The organism is Maridesulfovibrio pacificus (SeqCode), from assembly GCF_048612815.1.
Classification (GTDB): Bacteria; Desulfobacterota; Desulfovibrionia; order Desulfovibrionales; family Desulfovibrionaceae; genus Maridesulfovibrio; species Maridesulfovibrio pacificus.
This window is the reverse complement of sequence record NZ_JBLZNE010000001.1, coordinates 2,279,427-2,294,861: the sequence shown is the minus strand read 5'-3', so window position 1 is coordinate 2,294,861 and position 15,435 is coordinate 2,279,427. Positions and strand designations below refer to the sequence as shown.

The window sequence follows — 15,435 nt, the reverse complement described above, 5'->3', positions numbered from 1 at the left end:
TATTTTGGATAGAAACGAGAAACAGGCTTTGTGGAATGCCGTTCACGGTGGCGGAGCCATTGATGAACATACTGCGGTTTCAGTACTCGGTGCTTCCCACGGAGAACTTGCAGAAATTCTGCACGCCGCACATACCATGACCATGCGACGCTTCGGCCGTGAAGTCAGTCTTTGTTCCATCGCCAACGTACGTAGCGGGAATTGTTCGGAAGATTGTACCTTTTGTGCCCAGTCCAGCCATTTCAAAGGCACCCCGGCTCCGGCTTATCCTCTCATGTCAGTGGAGGAAATCCGTGACTGTGCTGAAAAAGCAGGGCAATCACCCCTTGAATTCTTCAGTTATGTGACCAGCGGCAGGGCACTAAAGGGTAAATCTCTTGATCATGTCTGTGAGGCTGTGGACGGTATGCGCGGAAAGGGTTTCAACCATTGTGCATCGCTTGGTTGTCTTGATTTTGAGTCATTGAAGAAATTGTATGAATCCGGCGTAGTTCGTTATCACCACAACCTTGAGGCAGCGGAAAGCTATTTCCCGAATGTCTGCACCACTCATAGCTATGAAGAGCGGGTGCGTACGGTGCGCGATGCCAAAAAAGCCGGACTTGAAGTCTGTTGCGGTGGGTTGCTTGGGCTTGGCGAAAGTCATCAGCAGCGGGTGGAACTTGCTCTTGCTGTTGCAGAGTTGGAAGTTGATTCCATTCCACTTAATTTCCTGATCCCCATTCCGGGAACACCTCTGGAGGACGTTGAACCATTGCAGCCTCTGGAAATTCTGCTGACTATCGCAATGTTCCGTTTGGTCAACCCTCATGCGGAAGTGCGTATGGCTGCAGGTCGTGCCGCACTGCGCTCATTACAATCATTTATTTTCCATGCCGGCTGTAACGGCCTGATGGTAGGTGATTTTCTGACTGTCTCCGGGCAGGGCATAGATCATGATCTGACCATGCTTGAAGATTTGGGGCTTACGGTCCGTACTAAAAAATAGTCCGTTTTTTTTACGATATAAAAGAAGGCCCTGCTGGAATTATCCAGCAGGGCCTTCTTTTTGAAATTTTTAGGAATGGTAAAGTATGGTGGCTACGTAATCCTGTATCTTGATCAGGATTTCCGGGGATGGTTTTTCAAAGGTCATGCCCAGAATTGTTTTTCGTGAATCCTTGGTGCAACGCTGTACTTTGCAGGGAATGAACTTGGTTCCGTTGTCTGCAAAGTAGGGACAGTAAATTTTCATTTTGTCCCCAATTTCAGGGTCCGGGTAGTTTTTATCTGTTATGTAGCTCACACAGCAGCCACTGGTGCTTAGATCCTCCAGCACAGCTGTATTCTTTTTCTCTCCAAGTTCAATTTGTGCTTCCATGAAGCAGGAGATCCTTTTGTGTCTTCTGAGATTATATGATTCTATCCGCTTTGGATATTTAAGAAAAAGTAGTCTGTCGGGCGCGCTGATCATTCTGATCACTTCGGTTTTGTATCCTGAAGCGATTCCTTCATAAATGTAGCGGATAGTGGCTTCGTTTCCGGGATACATGTATTCGGACCAGAGGGATTTGTCTGCATGGTGGACCATGGGTTCTTTGACAATAAGGGATTTTATAAAGTCCCCCCCAACAACGATGGTCGGGGCTTTGTCATTCAGTCCACCTAACTCAATGGTTATCTTGAGTCCGGGAGTACAGGCTGCCTTGAGTTTTTCCTTTTGAGAGATCATTTCTTTTTCCGTTTGACGATGTACTTCTTGAACATGGAAGCTACTTCAAGTGTAGGTGCAATTTCAAGTGCTTTATCCAGATGTTTTAACGCCATGTCGTTATTACCGGCATCGAAATGAGCTCTGGCTGTATTGAAATGCAAATTTTCGTCATTAGGATTGATCTGAATGGCCCGGTCATAAAATGTGATGGCCTCATCAAAAAGAGATTGCTTGCGCAAGCTGATGGCAAAGAGGTTGAACTCTTGCCTCTGGCTTTCCATGAAAATTTCGTCTTTATTTAAAAGCCTGTCTATTATTCCGGAAAGTTTCTTAAAATTTTTCTTCGTGCATTGCACAGAACCCATTCCCAGATTGGCTTTCGGGTGTTCCGGGTCCAGAATAAGGGCCTTGGCGAAGGATTGTTCTGCTTCATCAAGGTTTCCGTTTAGGAAATTCTTTTCCCCTTTTTCAATTTTGTTTTGGAGTGATTTTAGAGCTGGAAGGGTCTTCTTTTCGTAGTATTTTATTTCGGGAGCATATTGGGTGATAAACTCTTTTTTGCTTAAAGTTATCACCATGCCTGAGGGAACGTTCTGGTTATTGAGGGGCTGAACCTGAAAATTATCCACACCGGACCGTGTGACATAGTAGTATGTCTTGCTCTCGGACCGCTGCATTGTTGTCCCGGCTCCGGTGTGATCTTTGATGTTTTTGGAATAAACACCAAGTACTTGAAAAATATCTTCCATCCACTGTCTCCCCACATAGACGTATATCAAATAAGCTGCGCACTTACACTGGAACGTATTCTTCTTTTTGTTGAACAAAAAGCCAGCTGTTTATAAGCAGGCTTTTTAAAAAAGTCGATTAGAACTTGTTTAAAAAAGGAGTTTATATTTAGGAATTTTTGTTTGGTTTATCATTAGTGTTGCCCTGTAGTTCGGCGGCAATCTTTAATTTGAAGATTTGGGCTTTCTTTTCTTTTTTTTAAGCAGATATTTTTTGAAAAGAGTGGCTGATTCCAGCTCAGGATTGATTTCAAGAGCTTTATTTATGTGTGAAAGAGCTTTTTCCTTGTTGTCAGTATCAAAATAAGCCCGGGCAATATTGAAATGCAGGTTTTCGTCATTCGGATAAATATGAAGTGCTTTCTTATAAAAAGTCAGGGCTTCATTGTATCGCTTGCTTTTGCGCAGCACTATGGCAAAAAGGTTGAATTCCTGACGTTGTTCTTCAAGAAAAACTGCATCCAGATTCAGTAGAACTTGGATGATCTCAGTAAGCTTATCGAAATTTTCTTTTGTACACTGGACGGTACCCATGCCTAGATTCGCTTTGGGGTTATTCGGGTCCAGGAGCAGAGCCCCGGCAAAAGCATGCTCAGCATCATCCAAGTTGCCTTTTTCAAAGGCATCTTCACCTTTAGCTATTTTGGCTTGCAGAGTTTTTAAAGCTGGCAGGGTTTTGCGCTGGTAGTAATATAATTCAGGGCTGAACTGAGCGATGAAATCTTTTTCAGAAATAACGGAAATCATCCCGGAAGGAATGTCCTGCTCGTTCAATGGTTGCACATGGTACTTACTGTAGCCTACGCGGATGACGTAATGGTAGGTTTTATGTTCGGATTTTTGCGAGGTTGTGCCTGTTCCGATTCTGGTCTTGATGTTTTGGGAGTAAACACCCAACACTTTTATTTCTTGGCTCATACTGTCATCCTGCAAAAAATTGGATCAATGTTATTGCAAGAGTATAGCATACAAAAGAAAAGCCCGTCTCTGATTAACGGGCTTTTCTTTTGTAAGTCGATATTGGTTGCGAATCGGTATTGCCGGCTAGAGCCTTCCTTCTTCCACTGCGTGGCAGGCACAGAGGGTGCCGTTTTCCAGATTGCGTGCGATGGGAACTTCTTCCCTGCAGCGGTCATTTGCAAATGTGCAGCGACCGTGGAAGACGCATCCTGTGGGCAGGTGAATGGGAGTAGGCACGTCACCGGAGAGGTGGATGTGCGTTTTCTTTTCCCCGCCAAGTGTCGGAATGGCCGAGAGCAGAGCCCTTGTGTAAGGATGCTGCGGACGGGCAAAGATTTCCTTGGATGTGCCCAGTTCGCAAAGACTACCCAGATACATAACCGCCACACGGGTGGAAATGTGTTCAACAACGGAAAGGTCGTGGCTGATGAACAGGTAGGTCAGGTTGCGTTCCTCCTGAGCATCCATAAGCAGGTTCAGAATCTGGGCCTGAATGGAAACATCCAGTGCAGCGATGGGTTCATCGGCCACAATGAATTCAGGTTCAACAGCCAGAGCGCGGGCAATGCTGATGCGCTGACGCTGTCCACCGGAGAATTCATGGGGATAGTTTCCGGCCCATTCCGGGTCCATACCGACGCTGCGCATGACTTTATGCAGCTTGTCTTTCGCTTCACCCCTTGAGATGCCCTTGTTGTGGAAATAAATGGGCTCCTCAATGATTTGGCGCACGGTCATGCGCGGGTTCAGCGAGGCATAGGGGTCCTGAAAGACCATTTGCATTTTTGTACGGTAGGGCAGCATTTGCGAGTGAGGCAGGTGATCGATGCGCTCTCCACCGTAGTGCACTTCACCGGAGTTGGGCGGATAAAGGCCCATTACGGTTCTTGCAAGGGTTGATTTACCACATCCGGATTCGCCGACCACGCTTAAGGTTTCACCTTTTTTAATCTCAAAGCTGACGTTGTTGACCGCTTTAACGATGGTCCGGTTGCGTGTGATGCGTCCGTTTTCCATTTGCAGCTGGTCGAGCAGTCCACCGGAAATGTCGAAGTGCTTGACCAGATTTTTTATTTTTACGAGGGAATCGGTTGGCATGACGAATCTCTATACTTTGTCGGCATGGTGGCAGGCCACCAGAATACCGGATTTATTTTCTTTAAGTTCGGGCCGTTCCTGCTTACAGATCTCAGTACAGTGCTGACATCTGGGGTTGAAAGGACAGCCAGCGGGCATATTCATGAGTGAAGGCATGGCACCGGGAATCTGGGTCAAGCGATCTCCAGCTGCACCGGACTGGGGCAGGGCTGCGATCAGTCCCTGAGTGTAAGGGTGGCCCGGGGTTTCGGTTACCTGACGGGTTGAACCTGTCTCCACAATTCCGCCCGCATACATGACTGCGATGCGCTGGGTTACTTCCGATACAACAGCGAGGTCATGGGTGATCAGAATCAGGCCCATGTTGTCGGTCTCACAGAGCTCCAGCAGCAGGTCCATGATCTCTGCCTGAATGGTTACGTCCAGCGCGGTGGTCGGTTCATCGGCGATAATCAACGCGGGATCAGTCAAAAGGGAAATGGCGATTACGATACGCTGGCGCATACCGCCCGAGAATTCATGCGGGTACTGATCCAGACGTTTGCGCGGGGAAGGAATGTAGACTTTGCGCAATTTTTCCAGCGCAATTTCTTCAGCTTCCTTGCGGGTGACGTCCATGTGGGCCAGCACGGTCTCAATCATCTGGGTACCGATGGTCAGGACCGGGTTCAGGGTCATCATGGGATCCTGAAAGATCATGGAAATGCGGTTGCCGCGAACTCCGCGCATTTTATCAAAGGGCATTTTCGCAAGGTCCTGTCCTTCAAACATGATCGACCCGTTAGAGATATATCCGGGCTTGGAAATAAGGTTGATAATGGAGAAACCGGTAACAGATTTACCGGCCCCGGATTCACCAACCAGACCGAGCCTTTCCCCCCTGTTAAGGGTGAAGCTTACATTGCGTACTGCCTCAAGGGGGCCTTGGCGCAATGCGAACTCGACACTTAAGTTCTTAACATCAAGAAGCGGTTGCATTGGTTACCCCTTGTAAAGTTTCGGGTTGAGGAAGTCGCGCAGCCAGTCACCAAGCAGGTTGATAACCAGAATGAGCACAACGAGTACAATACCGGGGAACATGGTAATCCACCATGAGCCACTGAAGATGTACTCAAAGCCAACGTTGATCAGTGAGCCCAGCGAAGGCTGGGTTACAGGCATGCCCAAACCGACAAAGGAAAGGGCGGCCTCACTCATGATGGCGTTTGCAACCTGAATGGTGGAGATAACGAAGACCGGAGAAAGGGTGTTTGGCAGAACGTGTCGCCACATAATCCTTTTCTGGGAAAGGCCGATGACCTTAGCCGCTTCAACGTATTCCTTTTTCTTTTCCGCCAGTACGGAAGCACGCACTGTACGTGCATACTGCGGCCATTCAGCAAAGCCGATGACCAGAATCAGTAATGGAACAGCGATGTCTTCGTATTTGGCGACCCCGAATACAGCCTGAAAGATGGCTGAAATAAAGATAGCAACCATGTAGGTGGAGAAGGAGAGCTGTACATCAGCAATGCGCATGAGGATGGATTCCACCCTTTTACCCATGAAACCAGCTACCAGCCCGACCATGATGCCGAGGAAAGCCTGAAGGGCGACAGCGCCGAAACCGATGATCAGTGATACGCGCATGCCGTAAAGCATGGTGGAGAAGAGGTCGCGACCCTGTGCATCTGTTCCGAGCAGGAATTCGCTGTTCCCGCCGGGAAGCCATGAAGGCGGGATTTCCGCGTCCATGATATTGATGTTGTGGGCATCGTAGGGATTAAAAGGTGCGACAAGGGGGGCCGCAAAGCCCAGGAACAGCAGCACGACCAGAATACCGAAACTTGTGAGGGCAACTTTGTCGTGCAGAAAATCGTGCAGAAAATATGATTCTTTGAATCTCTGCCAGCGTGATCTGGTTTTCATTTATTTTTGCCCCGCGATTCTGACCTGCGGGTTGACCAGTCCGTAAATGACGTCAACCACGGTGTTAACAACTACAAATATCAGCCCGACCACCATGAGGTAGGCTACCATCAGCGGAGCATCGCCGCGTTCCACTGCCTCAATGAACATGAAGCCCATGCCCTGCCACTGGAATACGGTCTCAGTGAGGATGGTGAAGGCGATCATTGTTCCCAGCTGGACACCACCCACGGTAATTACCGGGAGCAGGGTGTTTTTGAAAGCGTGGACAATCCATACGCGTTTGGGCATCAAACCCTTGGCCCATGCATATTTGATGTAGTCATTTTCAAGAACTTCCATCATTTCGGAACGAATGAGTCGAATGAAGAGCGGGAGCATGATGGAAGATAAGGCGATGGAAGGCATGATCAGGTGCAGCCAGCCGTCAGCTGTCAGAAATCCGGTACGCCAGCCGCCTAAGTCAACTGTCTCACCACGTCCGTATGATGGCAGCCAGTGCAGCTCTACTGAAAAAACATAGATCATGAGAATCGCGGTTAGAAATACCGGGATTGATACCCCGACAATGGACCCGCCCATGACAAATCTTGCGAATAGGGCCTTGGGCCTGATGGCCGAGTAAATACCCAGCGGTACAGAAAATATTACGATGATCAGGGCGGCACAGATAACCAGTTCCAGAGTAGCAGGGGCTTTGTTCAGGATTACTTCAAGAGCAGACTTTTTGTAGAAGAAAGATCTACCGATATCACCCTTGACCGCTCCCTGCATGAAACGGCCGAACTGGACCATGAACGGATCGTTGAGGCCAAGTTCGTCTCTGATTTTCTCCCTTTCAGCAGCAGATACGGAAACCCCCGTAATCTCCCTGACCGGGTCACCGAAGCTTTGCTTGATGGCAAAGCCGATGAAGCTGATGATCAGCATTACAATGATCGCCTGCGCGATCCTTCGGACTATAAAAGCAAACATTTTTTATTTCACTCCAGACGGAAAACAGTTGAGGCGCTTCACGCTTTGGGGCGAGTGATTTCGCCTCCGGCGGACAAAGGAGCATTTACCTTTGGAATCCCGCTTACGGGATTGATTTTTTGAAAATTAATTGTGTTTCAGACACATCAAAGGGAACCCCGTATCGGAGTTCCCTTTGGATGTGATTTTATGCTGTGATCCTCACTACTTGATGACGAGGTCGCCGAAGTAGGGGAAGTTCTGTACGTTTACGATTTCTTCGGTGTTCATACCGTCCTTGGAAGCCCAGGACAGGTTCTGCCAGTGCAGGGGTACGAATGCTGCGTCGTCGTAAAGGATTTTTTCAACTTTCTGGAGCATTTCGCTACGCTTTGCAAGGTCGGTTTCAGTCTGAGAGCCGATAACCAGAGCGTCAACTTCCTGATTGCAGTAGTTACCGCTGTTGTACTGGCCGTAACCGGTTTCCTTGTTGATGCACATAAGCAGGAACTCAGTGTAGTTGGCAGAGTCTTCAGTATCAGAGTGCCAGCCGATCATCTGGATGTCAGCAACCTGAGCGTCGAACTGATCCCAGTACTGAGCTTTAGGCATGGTCTTCAGGTTAACCTTGATGCCGATTTTGCCGAGCATGGAAACGAATGCTTCAGCGATTTTTTCGTCGTTAACGTAACGGTTGTTAGGTGCGATCATGGTGCACTCAAAACCGTTTTCGTAGCCGGCTTCTTTCATGAGCTGCTTGGCTTTTTCAAGGTCATAGCGAGGCTTGAGTTCTGCATTGTAACCTGCAAAACCTTCGGGGCCCTGCTGGCAGGCAACAGTAGCGAAGCCTTTCATTACTTTGTTTACGATACCGGTATTATCGGTAGCATATACGATAGCCTGACGAACTTTGGGGTTCTGGAAAGGCTTCTGGCGTTTCTGGTTCAGCTGGAAGGTGATGATGCGGGAACCTGACATGGTTACCAGCTGCAGACCTTCAGTGGACTCAACGCGTTTCAGATCCTGCGGGGGAACGGGCATGATGAAATCAACATCACCGGAGAGCAGTGCTGCTACGCGGGTAGCATCGTTTTTAATGGGAGTCAGGATGATGGTATCAACGTTACCTGCTTTGTCCCAGTATTCGGGGAAGGATTTGAAGACTACGCGTACGCCCTGTTCACGTTCGGCAACAGTGTATTTACCGGTACCGGATTCGTTCACGTTGGCAAAAGAGGGGCCGGTTTTAACGATAGCGTCTTTAGGCTGTCCGGATTCGTCTTTGCCGGAGTAGAAGTTCTTGTCCATGGGGAAAATGTAAGTAGCCATGTTCAGGAGCAGACCGTAGGGCGCTTTGGTGATGATATCAACGGTGTTGGCATCAACAACTTTTGCGGGAGCGAAAGGCTCAAACAGGCCTTTAAAGTCAGCACTTTTTTTGAGGCGCTCAATGGTCCAGACAACGTCTTCAGCGGTGAAGGGGTTGCCGGAGTGAAATTTTACACCTTTACGCAGGTGAAAGCGCATGGTTTTATCGTCAATACGTTCCCAGGATTCAGCAAGACGGGGTTCGAAGGAACCGTCTTTAGCCCAGCGAACGAGAGGATCGAAGACCATGTGGGAGTACTGGAGCATACCACCGGAAAGCTGTACATGAGGGTCAAGGGAGACAGGGTCGGCATCCATGGCCAGTTTCAGGGTTTTACCTGCTGCGGCAGCGGGAGCTGCTTCAGTGATTTCCTTTTTGGCTGGGGCCTCTTCTTTTTTTTCCGCGCTGCAACCGGCGAGGCCGAGACTTAGAATAGCAACTAGCGCAAGAAACAGTAATGAACGTTTCATCCTCACACTCCTTAAAAAAGGTAAAAACAATAATAAAAGCACCAAGCGCCCGGGAATTCAGGAACATTCCTGAAGAAGACGCGCATCGAAATGAGTATTATAACTGTTAAAACAGCTATGGCGTACGGCTTCCCCTTGCCGTATGCGGTTAATATTATTACACTTGAATTGGTTTTTTCTCAAATTCTTAACTTGTTGAAATGCTTTGTAAAAAATATTTTATTAACACAGGTGTCAAAATAGGCACATAAAAATGCAGAATTTATGAAAATAAAAAAATATAATTCGTTTGGCTGGGTGTTATGTCTGCTTTTATTAACGTTTATGTCTAGCGGCTGTTCTTCGTTGAACCCTTTTGCAGACTCGATTGCCGAATATGATATGGACGGTAAGCATGAGATAAGCCTCGGACTCATGCCCGGAGAGCAGCTTGCTTTCGAAATGCGTAATCCCGGTTCCGGGGGCTATCAATTTGACGGGGTTTCTTTTGATCCAGAGCTGGTCAGTCTGGATAAGTTTAAGATAATCAAACCCGACTCCGGGATGATGGGGGATTTCGGGCGTTGGCGGTTTGAATTTACCACCGTGGGGCTGGGGGCTGCTCCGGTTATCATTAATATTAAGAGACCGGGAGATGATACACGAGATGCCTACAAGGTTATCAATATGGATATAACCAAGGATGGGCCGCCGTTTTTTAAATGGTAACCAGACGGCTTATAAAGCACTATCTGCTTCGTAGCTGTAAAAAAGGCAGAAACTCACGTATGTGTAATACGTTACGTTCCTGCCTTTTTTTTGCGCCTTGCATCTAGCACTTTCTAAGTCGTCTGGCGGATTAAATGAGAGGTGCAGAGCACTCCCCCTCTTTTTATTTCATGTAGTGTTTGTAGCAAGCTATGGCGTTCATGGCGAAGAGCGAGGTTGTGACTTCGCTGCCGACGATAATCCGTGTCGGATGGCGAACCATGGTCCATTCGTAGGCTTTGTAGGGATGCCTGAAGCATCCCTCGCCGAGGTGGTCATGTAAAACTTTTATGCCTCGTTCGATAAGTCCGTCTCCGCGGTTGGGGTAGCGCAACAGGCAGAGTGTTGCCACTGCAAGTGATGCGTCAAAGGGATTGAGCGTTGCGCCGAGCATATCGTATTTGCAGTAATCCATTGCTGCGGCCCGGATTTGTTCGACTTTACCGTCAGGATCGATAAGTTGCCGTTCATCTTCAGGGATGGTCAGCCAAGTATCGTAAAGGCGTCCGGTATAACTGACGTAGATTTCCGGCAGGTAGAATCGTACTGCGCTGTCTTCCTTGAAGTTGCCGCTGATGAATGCATTGTGATGGAAGGTCAGGAATCGTTTTACGGTTTCGAGATTTTCTCCCTCAAGCGCTTTCCACTGGTAGCGGTTGGCGAGGATGGATTCGAAAATATCCATGTTATGACCGGGGCAGATTTCATTGCCCAGAGTTTCTCGCACAATGCGTCCGTCTTCTTTGTCTCTTTTGAAGGGCTTGTCGAACCAGAGCGGTACGCAGCCGAAGTAATCCAGCGGACGGGTCATGGTGATGGTCGGAGGATTGGTCTTGTTACCTCCGCCTATCTGGTATTCATTGATGATTTCCACCCACGGGAAATCAAGGAATACTTCCGCTGCGCGCAGAAGCTCCTGATTTGTATTCAGATTTTTTTCTTCCACCAGATCCAGCCATTTGCGGGACATTGCCAGTGCGAGGAACGTTGTATCTACATCGGGTACGTAATCGTCAAACCCAAGTTCTTTTTTGGCTTTCCAGTCGCGGGGTTTGAGGTTGCAAAGCGGCTGTCCGTTTCCATCTTTGGGCAAACAGGTGATAGCCGGATGCTTGATTCCTGAACTGGGGGCCTGCAGCCATTCCATGCTGGTAACAATCAGGAAATGAAGCAGGGATTCCAGCATTTCCTTAAGTTTGTCCTGCTCAGCCTGCGGCAACTCTTCCAATATATAAAGGTTGTATATTTGTTCCCAGAAAATATCGTCATAGAATCCGGTGCGGTGGGTTATCCACGAAACACGCATGGAGAGCGGTTCGGCGATTCCTTTCCAAGGGCGGCGGAATATTTTCAGTGCCAGCGGGTTGGAGTGCAGGAAGCAGCGCATCAACCCGAAAAGAAGGTTGATGTTTTGAAATTCGTATGATCCTAGTCCGGTCATGATGTTCATGAAGTTTTCGCCGTCGCAGATAGAATCACCGGGCATGATTACCTGAGCGGAAACCGGAAAATAAGGGTCCTTGGGATTCTTGTTCCAGACTCGGATAATGTCTGAAAGAACCGCGTTCAGCACTTCATTTACTTCTTTTTCGCGTATGCGCGGGGGGCGGGTGTCCGCTTTTTCCCTGATGCGCCACTCGGGGTCTTGAACACGGTCCAGCAGTTTAGCCAGCGGAGCAAAGGTTGTTTCAATCCATTGCTTATCCTGCCAGTTTTCATAGCTGGCCTGCATGGCTGCTTCCATCATCTCCTGATAAGGACCGATCTTGCTTTGGAAAATTGCCGGATGCGAGCACCAGCGCAGGATAAAATGTTTGAAAAGCGGATTTCCGAAAAGTTTCTTGTAGAGTTTGCGCAGGTTTTCGCCCGGAACTGTGGGGTTTTCACATCTTAAAATCGGGTCATCACAAATATCGTAAATTGTAGCGTTTCTCAATTTGGCTCCATTAATTTATACGAAGCGGCGAAGCCCAACAAAAGTTTTTGAAGAGTCCAGAGAAACTTTTCCAAAAAAGTTTCTCTGGTCCCCGAAGGGCCGCCGGAGGCATTCTTTTAAAATTTCCCTATCAAAGTGGGGGGTGCCTTGCAATCTTTTGAGGCTGCATGTAGTGTCCCTTTTAAGCCTTGAAAGGGTTGTGATGATTAGATGATGATATGATAAAGTGCAGTTATGACAGGACGTTGTGATGCTCTTATAGATAAGTTGATCAATAAATGATCAAGACGGGGAAGAACGGTAGACCATGGAAAGATTTATAGCCGACCTGCATATCCACTCCAGATTTTCACGTGCCACCAGCAAAGCCTTGAATCCGCGCCTTCTGGCTGCATGGGCGAGGGTGAAAGGAATTGACGTCATCGGTACGGGGGATTTTACTCATCCCGAATGGGTGGCCGAAATTGAAGAGCAACTGGTGGAGGACGGCTCCGGGTTGCTTTCTTTGCGGGAACCGAAGGGGCTTGAGGAATCCATAGATTGGGTGGACGGTCCATTTGCCGGACAGACCCGCTTCATGCTCCAGACTGAAATAAGTTCCATCTACAAAAAATACGGCAAAACCCGCAAAGTTCACAATCTCGTCTACATGCCCGATCTGGAATCGGTTAAGAAATTCAACGCCAAGCTCGATACCATCGGTAATCTCAAATCGGACGGCAGACCAATCCTCGGTCTGGACAGCAAAGACCTTCTTGAAATCGTCCTCGAAACTCACGACAAAGCCTTTCTCATTCCTGCCCATATCTGGACTCCGTGGTTCTCGCTTTTCGGTTCCAAATCCGGCTTCGATACAGTGGAAGAATGCTACGGAGACCTTGCTTCAGAAATTTTCGCAATGGAAACCGGACTTTCCTCGGACCCGGAAATGAACTGGTTTATCTCCGCGCTGGATAAATACCGCATGGTTTCGAACTCCGACGCCCATTCCGGTGAGAATTTAGGGCGTGAGGCTAATATTTTCAGCGGTAATATGTCCTATGAGGGAATTTATCGAGCTCTGCGTGGTGAGGGGCTGGGCCATAAGTTCATGGGTACAATTGAATTCTTCCCGGAAGAAGGCAAATATCACATGGACGGGCACCGTAAGTGCGGGATCATGCTTGATCCCCATGAGTCAAAGATGCGTGGCGGCATTTGTCCGGTCTGCGGCAAGCCTTTGACTATGGGTGTTTATTCAAGGGTTATGGAGCTTGCTGACCGTGAGGAAGCACAACAGCCCAAGGGACAGCCCGGATTTGATTCTCTGGTACCGCTCAAGGAACTTATCTCCGAGGTTGTGGGTACTGGGCCCAAAACCAAGAAAGTGCTCGGAGTTTACGCTCCGCTGATTAAAGATTTCGGTTCAGAATTTTCTATCCTGCAGCAGGTTCCGGTTGAAGACCTTAAGCGTCACAACGAACATCTTGCAGAGGGCATCCGCCGTATGCGTGAGGGACAGGTCATCCGTAACCCCGGTTTTGACGGGCTGTATGGAACCATTTCCGTTTTTTCCGCACAGGAAAGGGATGAGATTGTCAACGGCGTAAAGCTTGTTGTGGTTCGCAAACCCAAGGGTGATCTTGATACTCCCAAGCCTGAGGCGGAGGTGCGTAAAACATCCGAACCGGAACAGGAAAGCGGGGTGGTACGTTTTAATGAGGCCCAGAAAAAAGCTGTTGAAGCCGGACCGGACCCGGTGCTGGTTATTGCCGGACCGGGAACAGGTAAAACTCAGACTCTCATGGGGCGTATCAAGCATCTGCTTGAAAGGGGAACCCGGGCAAGGCGTATTCTTTCCTTGACCTTTACCCGTAAGGCTGCCGAGGAAATGAATGACCGTATGCGCAATATGCTCGGAGACGAAGAAGTTTTGCCCCGTGCCGATACCTTGCATGCCTTGGCTCTTGAATACTGGACTTCGGCTTTTGATCATGACCCGATCATATTGAATGAAGAGACTGCGCGGAGGGTGTTTGGACGGGCCAATCCCGAGCTGAACGGTGCAAAGCTCAAGTCCGCATGGGATTCCATCAGCCTTGCCCGTGAAACTCTGGAGACATTGAGTGAAGGCCCCGCAGAAATTTTAGCTAGATATACACGCCAGAAAGATCAATATAATCTGGTGGATTACACAGACCTGCTGGAGTTCTGGCTTTCTGAGCTGAAGTCCGACAAGTATGTGCGTACCTTTACTCACGTACTTGTTGATGAGGTGCAGGATCTTTCACCCTTGCAACTGGCAATTGTCCAGCGCTTGGTCGGTGATGACGGGGAGGGGCTTTTTGCTATCGGTGATCCTGATCAGTCCATTTACGGTTTTCGTGGAGCAGCCGGAAATGTGGCGAATCGATTTCGTGCTTTCTGGGAAAATCTGATTCAAATAACACTTGAGGATAACTACCGCTCTGCGCAAGGGGTGCTGGATGCATCGGCGTCGGTTCTGGCTAACCCTCCGCAGCTTAAGGCCCATAAAGATTATGAAGCTGATATCCATCTTTTTTCCGCTCCAGACAGCGGCCGTGAAGCTTCCTGGATCGGGGAGCGCATCAAGTACCTCATAGGGGCTACCAGCCATAGCCTTGTGGATGCTGGTGAACATGGAACCTTAAGTCCCGGTGATATTGCCGTGCTGGTCCGTTTTAAAGCATTGATCGGTCCCATTGAGGCTATGCTCAAGCGGCAGGGAATCCCTTGCAGTGTGCCTGAAGCTGAGAGTTTCTGGCACGATTCGCGGGTGGAAGTGCTCCTTGCGGCTGCGCGACGGATGCTCGGTTTTGCCGAGGACGCCGATGATGAAGTTCCCGAGGTTCCGGAGAAAGTTATTGCCCGTGGTCCTTTGGGGCTTTCCGCATACCTGAGCGACATGCCGCCTTTTGACCAGCTTTTCTGGGAGAGCAAGCCTTTCCGGGATATGGTTAAAGGGTATAAGGAGCATGGGGGGTGGTCCGGTCTGTTAAACTGGATACATATGCAGAATGATCTGGATCAAGTGCGCAATAAAGCAGAGAAGGTGCGGATCATGTCCATGCATGCAGCAAAGGGGCTGGAGTTTGAAGCCGTATTTCTGGCCGGACTTGATGATGGAATCGTGCCTTTTGCCGGGCCGGATATCCTGACCGGAAAGATTTCCGGAGACGCTCCGTTGGTGCAGGAAAACACCGAAGAGGAACGCAGGCTTCTTTATGTAGGTATGACCAGAGCCAAGAAAAATCTTTACATGTCCCACGCGGTCAAGAGACCTTTGTACGGACGGACCCTGATGTTGCCTGTGTCGCGGTTTTTGAAAAATATTCCTGAATCAGTGAAGAAGTCTGCAATGGTTGCACGAAAGGTTCAGAAGGAGAAGAAGATCAGCCTATTGGATATGTAGGCTTTTCTTATCATTCCGTGCTGTTGAAAGAGTAGACAAGGTTTTTGAGTTACAACAGAAAAACCTTGTAAACCACCTTTTCATAAACCATTGACATTCT

The 15,435-nt window shown here is 48.6% G+C and carries 12 protein-coding genes; 3 read left to right on the top strand and 9 right to left on the bottom strand.

Annotated elements, in window-relative coordinates:
* The first annotated feature begins 4 nt into the window (after positions 1–4).
* Positions 5–988, top strand: a complete 984-nt coding sequence (bioB, locus tag ACNI23_RS10680; RefSeq protein ID WP_420248583.1) for a biotin synthase BioB — start codon at positions 5–7, stop codon at positions 986–988.
* Between the two features lie 69 nt (positions 989–1,057).
* On the opposite strand, the gene ACNI23_RS10675 is transcribed toward bioB, so the two are convergent.
* The 8 genes from ACNI23_RS10675 to ACNI23_RS10640 all read right to left on the bottom strand — a co-directional run bounded on the left by ACNI23_RS10675 (position 1,058) and on the right by ACNI23_RS10640 (position 9,240).
* Complete coding sequence (locus ACNI23_RS10675) at positions 1,058–1,711, bottom strand: PilZ domain-containing protein (protein ID WP_420248582.1); 654 nt, start codon at positions 1,709–1,711, stop codon at positions 1,058–1,060.
* Complete coding sequence (locus ACNI23_RS10670) at positions 1,708–2,442, bottom strand: tetratricopeptide repeat protein (RefSeq protein WP_420248580.1); 735 nt, start codon at positions 2,440–2,442, stop codon at positions 1,708–1,710. The genes ACNI23_RS10675 and ACNI23_RS10670 overlap by 4 nt, the downstream gene beginning before the upstream one ends.
* A gap of 204 nt (positions 2,443–2,646) precedes the next feature.
* Positions 2,647–3,399, bottom strand: coding sequence for a tetratricopeptide repeat protein (locus ACNI23_RS10665; protein ID WP_420248578.1), 753 nt, complete (start codon positions 3,397–3,399; stop codon positions 2,647–2,649).
* Positions 3,400–3,525: 126 nt separating this feature from the next.
* Positions 3,526–4,539: an ABC transporter ATP-binding protein gene (locus ACNI23_RS10660; protein ID WP_420248576.1), complete on the bottom strand. Its 1,014-nt coding sequence runs from the start codon at positions 4,537–4,539 to the stop codon at positions 3,526–3,528.
* Between the two features lie 9 nt (positions 4,540–4,548).
* Positions 4,549–5,517: an ABC transporter ATP-binding protein gene (locus tag ACNI23_RS10655; RefSeq protein ID WP_420248574.1), complete on the bottom strand. Its 969-nt coding sequence runs from the start codon at positions 5,515–5,517 to the stop codon at positions 4,549–4,551.
* A gap of 3 nt (positions 5,518–5,520) precedes the next feature.
* A complete protein-coding gene (locus ACNI23_RS10650; RefSeq protein ID WP_420248572.1) occupies positions 5,521–6,447 on the bottom strand; it encodes an ABC transporter permease in 927 nt (308 codons plus the stop codon).
* Positions 6,448–7,422: an ABC transporter permease gene (locus ACNI23_RS10645; protein ID WP_420248570.1), complete on the bottom strand. Its 975-nt coding sequence runs from the start codon at positions 7,420–7,422 to the stop codon at positions 6,448–6,450.
* A 204-nt stretch (positions 7,423–7,626) separates the two neighbouring features.
* Positions 7,627–9,240: an ABC transporter substrate-binding protein gene (locus ACNI23_RS10640; RefSeq protein WP_420248569.1), complete on the bottom strand. Its 1,614-nt coding sequence runs from the start codon at positions 9,238–9,240 to the stop codon at positions 7,627–7,629.
* A 345-nt stretch (positions 9,241–9,585) separates the two neighbouring features.
* On the opposite strand from ACNI23_RS10640, the gene ACNI23_RS10635 reads away from it, so the two are divergent.
* Complete coding sequence (locus ACNI23_RS10635; RefSeq protein WP_420248567.1) at positions 9,586–9,948, top strand: hypothetical protein; 363 nt, start codon at positions 9,586–9,588, stop codon at positions 9,946–9,948.
* Between the two features lie 163 nt (positions 9,949–10,111).
* Here the strand turns inward: ACNI23_RS10635 and ACNI23_RS10630 are convergent, their stop codons facing one another.
* Entirely contained in the window at positions 10,112–11,923 is a 1,812-nt protein-coding gene (locus ACNI23_RS10630; RefSeq protein WP_420248565.1) for a hypothetical protein, read from the bottom strand.
* A 307-nt stretch (positions 11,924–12,230) separates the two neighbouring features.
* Between ACNI23_RS10630 and ACNI23_RS10625 the strand changes: the two genes are divergently transcribed.
* A complete protein-coding gene (locus ACNI23_RS10625; RefSeq protein WP_420248563.1) occupies positions 12,231–15,335 on the top strand; it encodes a UvrD-helicase domain-containing protein in 3,105 nt (1,034 codons plus the stop codon).
* Positions 15,336–15,435: the final 100 nt, after the last annotated feature.

Bases quoted from the DNA above. Each gene is read 5' to 3' on its own strand.
- ACNI23_RS10625 (WP_420248563.1), top strand. From the start codon at position 12,231: ATGGAAAGATTTATAGCCGACCTGCATATCCACTCCAGATTTTCACGT.
- ACNI23_RS10650 (WP_420248572.1), bottom strand. From the start codon at position 6,447: ATGAAAACCAGATCACGCTGGCAGAGATTCAAAGAATCATATTTTCTG.
- ACNI23_RS10640 (WP_420248569.1), bottom strand. From the start codon at position 9,240: ATGAAACGTTCATTACTGTTTCTTGCGCTAGTTGCTATTCTAAGTCTC.
- ACNI23_RS10675 (WP_420248582.1), bottom strand. From the start codon at position 1,711: ATGATCTCTCAAAAGGAAAAACTCAAGGCAGCCTGTACTCCCGGACTC.
- ACNI23_RS10655 (WP_420248574.1), bottom strand. From the start codon at position 5,517: ATGCAACCGCTTCTTGATGTTAAGAACTTAAGTGTCGAGTTCGCATTG.
- ACNI23_RS10660 (WP_420248576.1), bottom strand. From the start codon at position 4,539: ATGCCAACCGATTCCCTCGTAAAAATAAAAAATCTGGTCAAGCACTTC.
- ACNI23_RS10670 (WP_420248580.1), bottom strand. From the start codon at position 2,442: ATGGAAGATATTTTTCAAGTACTTGGTGTTTATTCCAAAAACATCAAA.
- ACNI23_RS10645 (WP_420248570.1), bottom strand. From the start codon at position 7,422: ATGTTTGCTTTTATAGTCCGAAGGATCGCGCAGGCGATCATTGTAATG.
- ACNI23_RS10665 (WP_420248578.1), bottom strand. From the start codon at position 3,399: ATGAGCCAAGAAATAAAAGTGTTGGGTGTTTACTCCCAAAACATCAAG.